The organism is Kitasatospora sp. NPDC057512 (assembly GCF_042802135.1).
Lineage (GTDB): Bacteria > Actinomycetota > Actinomycetes > Streptomycetales > Streptomycetaceae > Kitasatospora.
Window position 1 is genome coordinate 1 of sequence record NZ_JBHVET010000242.1, and the last position, 10,774, is coordinate 10,774.

Genomic DNA, 10,774 nt, shown 5'->3' on the forward strand with positions numbered 1-10,774 from the left:
TCAGCGGTCCGGCCCTCTGGGCTGGCGGAGGATACGAGATTCGAACTCGTGAGGGGTTGCCCCCAACACGCTTTCCAATTCTCTCGAACGCCGTCCGCCGGGGTTCACGCTCGCCCTGACCCGCACCGAAGAGAACCGTCGGACGGCGGTTGAACTTGGTCGGACGGGGGTGAATGAGACCAGAACTGAGACCAGGCGACCGGCTGGGGCAGCCCGTGGCGGCCGAGGGACCTGCTTCGGAAGAGCACCGACGAGGCACCTGGCCGCTACTGAGAGATCAAGGGGCTTCCTGGAGCGAAGGGGGCGTTTTCGCGCTAGCGGCTCATCCCGGCGGCCTTGAGCAGCTTGTGCCAGTAAGGCAGCTCGCGCACTTCGGCCCTCTTGTACACACCGTTCGATCGCAGTTTCTCGTATGCGCGGACAAGATGCTCGGCGGTCCGCCGCGTCAGCGCCGGTACCTCGTTGTCGAGGATCTTCTCCCACTCCGGAGCCGCAGGGTCCCGCTGGTCGCAGTGCAGCCAGTCGATTGGCAGTTGGCGGGCGACCGCCCAGACCACCAGGTCGGGGGCGTCCTCCAGTAGGTGCCAATGGTGAGCCGACCGGGTCCGGAGCATCTCTTCCAGTACGTTGAGGATGGACCGGCGGAACGTGATGGCGATGCGGACGCCAGTTGCTTGGGTGCGGTCGTTGAACAGGGTGTGGAACGCCTGGCCGGATGGGTCCCGCCAGATCTCCTGCCGCCCCTCGTCCTCGAGCGTGCGATAGGCGAGATCGGGATGGGCTTCGTGCGAGAACAGCGCGAGTGCTGTTGTTGCCTCACCGATGGAATATCCCTCTCGGTGCGGGCCGCGTCGGTCCCCACGCCGAAGCTTGAAGTGACGCTGATCGTTGCTGAACTGTTTGACCAGCTTGAGCATGATCGGATGGCGAACGAGTAGGTCCTGCGGTTCGGTCGGGTTGCAGTACAGATGAGCGCGGTCGTACTCGCTTCGTGCCAGTTCACGGGCCGATCCGGTGAGGATGCGGACATCCAGTACGGCCCGGTCGAGGTGCTCGGGGGACAGCTCGCCGGCGAGGCGGGTGATGAGGGCGGTCTGCTGATACCCGTCGATGCATTCCGGGCCGAGGAGGTCGAGAGTGCCGCTGCTGCGGGTACCGTCCGGCACCCAGAAGACGTTGTCGGCGCCCAGCACCACCCGGCCCACAACACCGAAGGCCTCCGGCCGCTCGCGCATGACTTGTTCCCGCTCCAGGTTCTGGGCCGAACCTTCGAGGAAATCGCGCCTGGCACCCAGTCGTTCTGCGGCATCGAGTGCTTCACCGAGCCCGACGAGTTGGCTGGCTGGTACACGAGCATCCCAATGATTGGTGTCCAGTCGGTGCAGGAGCGTCGTCTGGATCCGGTAGCCCGAACACGGAAGCGGCATGCTCGTCGGCTCCTGACGAGCCGGAAGGGGATACGTCGCGGCGAAGGAGTTCACCTTCCTACAACGGGTGCTTCCTCGATCAGGTGACGGGCGTTACCGCGGAGAATATGTCCTCCGCGAAGCGGGATCCATCATTCCTTGGCGGCTGGCTCGCACCCTGGCTCGGGGATGCGCCAGCTGATTCGAACCTGCTCGTCGAGGGGGAGCGAGGGACCACCGATGTAGATGCGACGGATCAGGTAGAGCACCGCCAGCCGGAATGCTTCCGGCCCGAGGTCTTCCATGGTCGAGCGGCTCAGCTTCGTCACCTGCCGGACGGTGTGCGGATCGGCTTCGAGGGGACCGAGTTCCGCCACGAGTTCCGGTTCGAGCTCGCCGTCCTCGCGCATGGCCGAGATCGAGCGCTGGAGAAGATCCGGCTCGACCTCGAACCGGGTGACAACACGGTCGATGACGTACCGGTGTAGTACATCTGCTGCGATGTTGCCGTGCTCCACGGGCTCCTCGCCCGTGCAGCTTGGGCACCCTTCGCACTCGTCGGAGCCGAAGACGGCCTCCGACTCCTCGTCTGCCTGCCGAGTGGACATGAAGCAGGAGGCAACCCACATGAGCTCCGGCCGACTCAACTCCAAGTCTTCTGCTGACGAGAGGTCGTGGTCGTTCCAGAGGCGAGCTGCGGCCTCGTCGTCTGCCACGAAGTCCGGAGGCGGCATCTCGGAGCGCATCAGGGACGCCAGACTGACGAGATGGGGCTCCCGTCGAGTGCGCTGTGTAGAAGGGTGGCGAGGTCGTCTCCTGGGCGTCTCCAGAAGATGAGGTCTTCGTCGTAACCGTTGACGAAGTGCAGGACGTGGTCCGCCGGGTCGAATTCGACCCCGGACATCTCTCCCAGGTGGGTGAGAACGGCCTCCCTGCCCCGGTACCGCCCCACGTAGCGACGGGCCTGTGCGACGAACGACTCCATGGTCGTGTCGGCCAGTACCGCGTTGGGGCTGACACCGATTACTTTCGGGCGCTTGAAGGGGCCGGCCCGGCGGAGCTGTTGTGTTGCGTTCGCCCAGAAGAGCCTCTTGCTGTCCGGGTCGTACACCACGCAGTAGACAGGGATGTTTCCGTCCGCCCAGGTGTCGCCGTGGTGGTTGACGGGCGCCACGTAGCCGTTGGCTCGGCGCCACTTGTCCCCACCCTTGACCTGGATCCTGATCACGTCGCTCGTCACGTGTTCGTCCTCGACGAATGTGACGTAGAGGTCCTCGCCGAAGTCGTTCTGCCCGGATATCTCCTGAACGATGTGATCATGCTGCTCAAGGAGAGTGCGTACGGCGTTCACAGCCGCCTGGCCAACACGCCGGCCCTTGGGGATCTTCGGCATGTCGCCCTCTCCGGAGGTTCCTCATCCGCCCCGCGCGAGTTCCGAGACGGTGCCTTCCCGGCGATTCTGCCCTGCGCTTCTGACGCGGGGGCCAGCGCACGAACGGAGCGGACGTGACACGACCGATGGCTGGAGCAGAGAACGACGAAGGCCCGGGCCGCTGAGCGGTCCGGGCCTTCGTGAAGGCGGAGGTACGAGATTCGAATTCGTGAGGGGTTGCCCCCAACACGCTTTCCAATTCTCACGAAGGGTGTCCGCCGGGGTTCACACCCGTTCGGACCTGAGGCAGAGCGCCTTGCCGAACGGCGGCTGAACTTGGCCGGACGGGTGCGAATGAGACCACAACTGAGACCGGAGCGCTGAGTGTTCACTCCCTGCGTTCCGGGCTATGAGGGCATCACCCCGTGGATGCGGGAGATGGTGAACACGCGGTCGTCATTCCGCAGGTGACACCAGGCGTGGAGGTACGGGGCGTCCAGTGCGAGTTGGCTGAGCGTGCGGAAAGTCGTGTTGCCCGAGGTGGCCACGTACTCGATCGTGATGGCTTGACCGTCGTTGACGGCGTGGGCCAACTGGCGGACATCAGTGAAGGAGAGGTTGCGCGCGTACCCGGCGATGATCTCCTCGGTGTCGCTGTCGTAGGGGCGGTCGTCGTACGGGTCGGGCTCCGGAAGGTCCTGTGGGGCGCCCCGCAGACGGGTGGCGAGGGCGCGCAGGTCGACGGCGGTCCGAACGTCTGCGGTGCGGTCGTCCGCCCGCTGCGGGCGGGACCTGCCGCTGGGCAGGCGCGAGGGTGGGACCGGGCTCGTCGCGCGGGGGCGTAGGACCCGCTCGATGCGGACGGACCCGTCGGGCTTCTCGGCGACGGGGGCGTAGCCCGCGGCGCGCAGCGCCGCGAGCGTCTTGTCCAGCGGGGTCCGGCTGATCAGCACCGTCGGTGCCAGTTGCCGCAGGCCGAGCTGAGTGAGCTTTCGGTGCGCGGCCAGCTCGGCCAGGACGGCGGGTTCCTCGCCGTGGATCACGCAGGCCGCGGAGACGACGCGCATCCGACCGTGGCTGCGCGCGGTGTCGTGGATCAGGTACGAGAGGGGCTGGGGAAGCGACTCGACGGCGACGGCGGCCAGGTCGGCGGTGAGGGCATCGGGGGTGAGGCCGGCGTCGAGGGCGCGGCGGACGCTTCGCGGGCTGAACCGCCATACGGACGCCGCACCGGCGCTCTCCCGGTCCGCGACGGAGTCCAGCAGCGCGAGGAGGTGCGCCGACGGCGTGCCGGAGACCACGGCCGTAAGATCACTGCCGAAGCGGGCGTTCCCGCTGGCGGCGGGCAGCAGTCGCCGACAGGCGTCAGTCAGGGCTTCGGCGTCGTCGGCGAGCAGGGCGGCCCCGATCGGGGACAGGACTCCGAGGGCGAGTGCACCGAGCAGTTCCGCCTCACGGATCAGGGTGGCGAACGGCGTGGCGTCCTGGGGGAGTTCGTCGGCAAGCGGGCGGAGCCACACGAGCAGCGCCCCCAGGTCCGCCGGGTGGGCCGAGCCCTCGCCGGCCGGGAGCCGCGACGCGGCTGTGAGCAGCCCGTGCCGGGCCTGTACGCAGCCTCCGCAGGGCGGTGCCCCGGCGAGCGCCGGCAGAGCCTTCCCGTCCTCGTCGCGGCTCCCGCCGGGGGTCAGCGGAAGCGCCCACCACGCCCGGAGCAGGACGGCGAGCTGGTCGGCCGGTTCCTGCTCGGCCCAGGTGTCGTAGGACGCGGTCGCCGCGACCCGGTCGCCGTCCCGGGCCAGCAGCCCGGCCGCGCTCGCCGCCTCCAGCACGAGGCGTACCAGGATCTCGTCGCATTGCGCCGCCTTTCCGACCCGGGACAGCTCACGGGCGCCGATCCCGCCTGCCTTGAGCCGGGCCGGTGGAGCGGCGGCGCACACCCCGAGGACGGACACGGCATGGGCTGCGAATGCCATCGAGGCGGCTGCGGCTTCCCGTTCGATGTCCGAGACGGTGACGGGTGCGGATCGCACGTCGGGTGGGAGGGGAGTGAACGGGGCATGCCAGTCGGAGCCGCGCAGTGCGAGTGCCACCTCCGCGGGCATGCGGGCAGGCCCGTACAGGTGGCGGTCCCGGATCAGCAGCCCCCGCTCCAGCGCCCACTGTTCGCCGGGCTCGGAGTCGGCCGGAGTCCCGAACATGATGAAGCCCGGTCGCTCCGGAGCCGTACGTGCCCGTCGCTCAAGGAGTTTCCGGGCGGCTGCGGGCGCCTTGGCCACCAGCGCGGTGACCCGAACCGGATCGCTGTGATGGTCGACCAGCGCCGCCAGCCGCGCCTCTTTCCTGTTGGCGGCGGGTTTGACGTCGAGTTTCGCCAACATGCGGCCCAGTTCGTCGGAGTTCGGGCTCGCGAGCAGTCGCACGAGCGGTGCGTCGAGCCCCAGGGGCGAGCCCCAGACGTTCCGCAGCGGCGCCGCCATGTGCAGCAGCCCATTGCCGGCCGGCCACACCAGGGCGCGATCGGCCAGCGACTCCAGGACGGCATCCAATCCGTGCGCGAGGTCACCGTGTGTCGCGCCCAGGAGGACCGCCAAGTCGTCCCGTGACACGGCCGTCAGCGCGGCGACGGCCTCCGCCACCTGGAGGCAAGGCAGTGCGAGCCGGGGCAGGGCCAACGCCACGGACGCCGGGCGCTGGAGGCGGTCCGCCAGTTCACCGACCGACCGCGGTTCCGGAGCCGCCGAAGCATCCGGGCGAGCCGTCAGGACCCGTTCCAACTCGGCCGCATCGAGACCGCGCAGCCATGTGGCCAGTGCCGATCCGCTCTTGTTGCTGATGGGGCACCTCACCACGTAGGAGAACGACCGTTTCCTGTCGGAGTCGGCCCTGAGCACAAGGATGGCGTACCGACGGCGGTGGGTACGACGGAGGCCCGAACCGCTGAGCGGTCCGGGCGCGTCCACCGTTCCCGCGCGAGCCGAACCGTGGCGTCGGCCCGTGGCGAGGGCTGGGTGGGGGCGTATCTCATGAGACACGCACTCATAGGACTTTAGATCCAGTTAAATCACCCTAAAGGCTGGTTAAATCTCGTTCGAGCCCGACATTCCGTCGGCTGACCCAGGCGCGTGTGCCAGCGGATTCGTTGCCCTGTACGGCTGTTGGTCGCTGTCCGTGGTCCTGTCGGCGCTCGTGTCCGCATCACAAGAACTGAAGAGGTGATCCGAGGTGGGTTCGCAGAGAAGGCGGCCGCAGGCCGCCGGTACCGCGTACGGCGGAGGGGGGAGCGGGTTCCCGATATCCCGCCCCGGATTGACCGGCTGGCTGTCACTTTCCCTCGTGCTGGCACTGGTTCTGACGATGTTCAGCCTGACAGCCAGCTCGTGGGCGAAGCCGGTGCACCAGATCACCGGCCGCTGGGTCGGCAGCGTGCCAGTCCAGTTGGCCGCGGGTGAGGTCGTCACCGCCGAGTGGCGGGTCAACGTCAACGACGACCAGGCCGCACCCTCCAACGAGCCGGTGGACAACGTCACCTTCGAGGTGACCCTGCAGCATGGCACCTTCGGCGCCATACCCGGCGCCTGTCTGACCAACGGCGTGACGCCCTCCTCGTCGCTGTCGGCCGACAAGACCACCCTGACCTGCAACGTGGGGACCCAGCAGCAGGGCACCGCCACCGTCGTCCAGACCGCAGTGGTGGCCGACGGCGAGACCGGCGACAAGGTCTCCGCGACCGGCACCATCGCCGGGGAGACCGCGACCGTCCCGGAGATCCCGCTCAAGAACGTCTTCGGGATGGACATGGTCTGGAACACGCCGACCAGCGTCTTCCAGGACGGCACCACCTACTTCGACATCGACTTCGAGTGGACGCTGAACCTGAAGAAGGGCGGCGAGTCCGGGCCGGACTCGGTCAGCTACATCCTGAAGGCGGCGCCGACCGCCGGCACCGTCCAGGTCGGCCCTAACGCCTGCGCCCCCTTCAGCGCGGGCTGGGCGGCCGAGCACCCGTGGTCGGGGGGCTCGCACCCCGCCGACCAGATGGCCCCGTTCGTGAAGTCCTGCACACTCACCCCGACGGGCAACGCCGGCGAGTTCAAGCTGACGCTGACCGGCATCGACTACTCACAGGCGAAGGTGCCCACCAAGGACTCGCTGGGCAAGGCCCTGCCGACCGACTGGGCTGCGGTGGCCAGCGGCTCGGTGTGGTTCCGGATCACGACCGCGACCAACAAGCAGGTCTCCGTACAGCTCGACGCCTCGGCTCCGACCTACACCTCCGTCAACGGCGAGACGGCCCAGGACAACCCGTCGAACAACAGGTCCAGCAAGGTCGTCGAGGCCGGCGGTTTCAACCAGGCGTGGGGGCTGCGTACTGGCGGATCGTGGCACGACGACAACTACCGGGTGTCGCCGGGCAGCAAAGTCCAGGGCATCGTCTCCAGCCAGGCTGCCACGCAGGCCATGCCCGGTAACACCAAGCTCGGCCTGTGCGACGTGATCGACACCAGGTACGTGACGTTCGAGGGTGTCGCGTGGAGCAGCCCCGCGCTGCTCTCGCAGTTGCCGTTCGAGTACTACGTCGGCAACTCCCCCTACCTGGACCCGAACTCCGGTAGCTACAACCCGGACGCGTTCGACTGCGGGACGGGCGGTGCCGACGCCGGGGCCACGGGCTGGGTGAGCACGCCGCCCGCCAATCCGAGCACGGTGAAGGCGGTACGGGCCAACTTCCTGCGCTCCGACCTCGACCCGGCCCTCTCGGCGGCCTGGGCCACCGCCATCCTCATGGATCTGCGGATCAAGGACAACGTCCCCGCCGGAACCGATGTCTGGACCTGGGGCCAGTACCGTCAGGGCGGTGCCTGGTTCTCCAATCCGTGGGCCCTGGTCAACACACCCAACGCCCGTTACCCCAGCACCACCGGCAGCCGTGACATCCTGCGGATCACCGCGGTGACTCCCGCGATCTCCAAGTCGAGTGACCGCGTGGTCGTCAAGCCGGGCGAGCCGGCCGGTTTCACGCTCACGTACTCCGCCAACGGTGGCAACAGCGTGCCGCCGACGGTGAACAACTACGAGATCGTGGACACCCTGCCGGTCGGGATGACGTACGTCGCCGGATCAGCCAACCCGGAGCCGGTCATCACCACGTCCGGCGGGCAGCAGGTCCTCACCTGGACCCTGAACGGGGTGGCCACCAACGTGGAGCACTCCCTGACCTACCAGGCGGTGGCCGACGCCAAGGCGACCCCCGGGCAGACGCTGAAGAACTCGGCGGTGGCATCGTACGGCGGCCAGAACTCGGCCGTCGCCACGGCATCGGTGACGCTCTCGGCGACCGGTCTGACGACGATCGGGAAGAGCCCGGACGCGGCCTTCATCCCGAACGTGAAGGGTGACGGGAAGGGTTGGGGTTCGTGGACGGTGACGCTGCGCTCGTACGACCCGGTGGCGCAGGCGTTCACGGACACGATCGACGTGCTGCCGTACAAGGGTGACGGGCGTGGGACGTCGTACTCGGGTTCGTACAAGCTGGCGTCGGTGACGCCGGTGGCGGGGGCGACGGTGTACTACACCACCGCTGCCCCGGGGTCGCTGTCCGACGACCCGGCGGATCCGATGAACGGCAAGGCCGGTGACGTCGCGGGCAACAGCGTGGGGTGGACGACGACGTTCACGCCGGACGCGACGGCCGTGCGCGTGATCGGGCCTTCGCTGACTCCGGGTGCGCGTCAGCAGTTCAAGGTCGCGGTGGCGACGGACGGCGCGGTGGGCGGGGACAATTTCGTCAACCGGGCCCAGGCGCGGGACGGTCACACCGAGTTGGTGATGCGTACGTCGGCGCCGATCTCGGTGGCGAACTACTACTCGGCGTCGCTGAAGAAGTTCGTGCAGGGCAAGGACGGGCAGTGGCACGACGCGAACGAGGCGGCGGACTACCCGGTGTTCCAGTACGGGGACACGGTGAAGTACCGGATCGTGGTGACCAACACCGGGCAGGGCACGCTCACCAACGTCAAGGTCTCGGACGACAAGTTCCCGCAGGCCGGCGCGTTCACGATCGGTTCGCTGGCGCCGGGTGCGTCCGAGTCGCACGAGTTCAGCACGGTGCTGGACACGTCCGTGTCGGGCACGTTCGTCAACACCGCCTCCGCCACGGCGGACACCCCGCCCGACTCGGGCATCCCGCCGGTCATCCCGCCGGACCCGGCCGGGATCGAGGTGACCAACTACGCCGTCACCAAGGTCGCCGACCCGGCCTCCGGGCAGATGGTGGCCCCCGGTGACAAGGTCACCTACACGGTGAAGGTCAAGCAGCAGGGCTCCGCCCCGGCGCAGGCCACGCTGTCGGACGACCTGTCGAAGGTGCTGGACGACGCCGACTACAACGGCGACGTGCAGGCCTCGACGGGCACCGCGCAGGTCAAGGACGGCGTGCTGACGTGGAACGGCACCGTCCCGGTCGGCGGCGAGGCGACGATCACCTACTCGGTGACCGTCAAGGCCGGCGGTGACGGCGAACTCGTCAACGCCGTGCTGTCGCCCGGCTGCGCGGTGGCCGCCGACGGCGGCACTCCGGGGTGCACGACGCACCACGAGACGGGCTGGTACACGTTCTCCAAGGTCGCGGATCCGAAGTCGGGTTCGATGGTGCAGGTCGGTGACAAGGTGACCTACACCGTGTCGGTGAACCAGCACGGCAAGGCCGAGATTAAGGGCGCGACCGTCACCGACGACCTGTCGAAGGTGCTGGACGACGCCGCGTACAACGGTGACGTGAAGGCCAGCACCGGTACGGCGGAGGTGAAGGACGGCAAGCTCGTCTGGACCGGTGACCTGCCGGCCGGCGGGACGGCGACGATCACCTACTCGGTGACCGTGACCGGCAACGGTGACGGCCAGTTGCACAACGTCGTCACCACCCCCGACGACAAGCGCGGCCACTGCGAGACCGAGAAGGGCTGCGAGACCGACCACCTCTACGGCTCGTACACCTTCTCCAAGGTCGCGGATCCGAAGTCGGGTTCGATGGTGCAGGTCGGTGACAAGGTGACCTACACCGTGTCGGTGAACCAGCACGGCAAGGCCGAGATGAAGGGCGCGACCGTCACCGACGACCTGTCGAAGGTGCTGGACGACGCCGCGTACAACGGTGACGTGAAGGCCAGCACCGGTACGGCGGAGGTGAAGGACGGCAAGCTCGTCTGGACCGGTGACCTGCCGGCCGGCGGGACGGCGACGATCACCTACTCGGTGACCGTGACCGGCAACGGTGACGGCCAGCTGCACAACGTCGTCACCACCCCCGACGACAAGCGCGGCCACTGCGACACCGAGAAGGGCTGCGAGACCGACCACATGCTGCCCGGAACCACCCCGCCGCCCACCGAGCCCCCGGCTCCCGGTAACCCCGAGCCCGGTAGCCCCGAGCCCGGCCCGCAGGCCCCCGCTCCGTCCGGGATCCTCGCCCACACCGGCGCCGTCGTGCTCACCGCGGCGGGTATCGGCGGCACGCTGCTGATCCTCGGCGGCCTCGCCCTCGCCCTCAGCAGGAGGCGCCGCAACAGTTGAGGTAGGACCTGAGAGGGGTGTCCGTGGCAGCCGGCCACGGACACCCCTTCGCTTGCCCGCTTCGCAGCCGATTGTCCGGCCGCAGGGTCACCTTGCGGATCGCCGGCCACCGACAGCGGGGCGGACAAGAAGGTAGGGGCGAGGCTGGTGAGCCTCCCGTGGCCGCCTGACGTAGGACAGTCCCTGTGGGTGGAGAAAGGGCCCAGCTACAACCAGGACAGCGAAGGCTCGGGCCCTCGTTCGCCTTGGCGGGCGGAGGCGGAGGATACGAGATTCGAACTCGTGAGGGGTTGCTCCCCGCAGGCGTCGCTGGTTGGGGGACTTGGAGCTCTCCGAGGGCTGGTCGCGCCAGGGGGAGAAGGCCGGGCGGGCTGGTGGCTGCTGTCTCAAGCCGCGACTGAGACCACACAACGACGAAGGCCCGGGC

5 protein-coding genes are annotated in these 10,774 nt (G+C 68.4%); 1 reads left to right on the forward strand and 4 read right to left on the reverse strand.

Annotated features, from left to right (window positions below; genetic code table 11):
* Positions 1 to 314: 314 nt before the first annotated feature.
* The 4 genes from ACFU6K_RS17740 to ACFU6K_RS17755 form a co-directional block, all read right to left on the reverse strand.
* Positions 315 to 1,481, reverse strand: a complete 1,167-nt coding sequence (locus ACFU6K_RS17740; protein WP_380663994.1) for a hypothetical protein — start codon at positions 1,479 to 1,481, stop codon at positions 315 to 317.
* A 77-nt stretch (positions 1,482 to 1,558) separates the two neighbouring features.
* Entirely contained in the window at positions 1,559 to 2,152 is a 594-nt protein-coding gene (locus tag ACFU6K_RS17745) for a hypothetical protein (RefSeq protein WP_380663996.1), read from the reverse strand.
* Positions 2,152 to 2,799 (reverse strand): DUF4365 domain-containing protein, encoded by a 648-nt coding sequence (locus ACFU6K_RS17750; RefSeq protein WP_380663997.1) that lies wholly within the window; start codon positions 2,797 to 2,799, stop codon positions 2,152 to 2,154. The genes ACFU6K_RS17745 and ACFU6K_RS17750 overlap by 1 nt, the downstream gene beginning before the upstream one ends.
* A 386-nt stretch (positions 2,800 to 3,185) precedes the next feature.
* Entirely contained in the window at positions 3,186 to 5,324 is a 2,139-nt protein-coding gene (locus tag ACFU6K_RS17755; protein WP_380663999.1) for a helicase C-terminal domain-containing protein, read from the reverse strand.
* A 787-nt stretch (positions 5,325 to 6,111) separates the two neighbouring features.
* Here ACFU6K_RS17755 and ACFU6K_RS17760 point away from each other — a divergent pair.
* Positions 6,112 to 10,347, forward strand: a complete 4,236-nt coding sequence (locus tag ACFU6K_RS17760; protein WP_380664000.1) for a hypothetical protein — start codon at positions 6,112 to 6,114, stop codon at positions 10,345 to 10,347.
* The last annotated feature ends 427 nt before the right edge of the window (positions 10,348 to 10,774 follow it).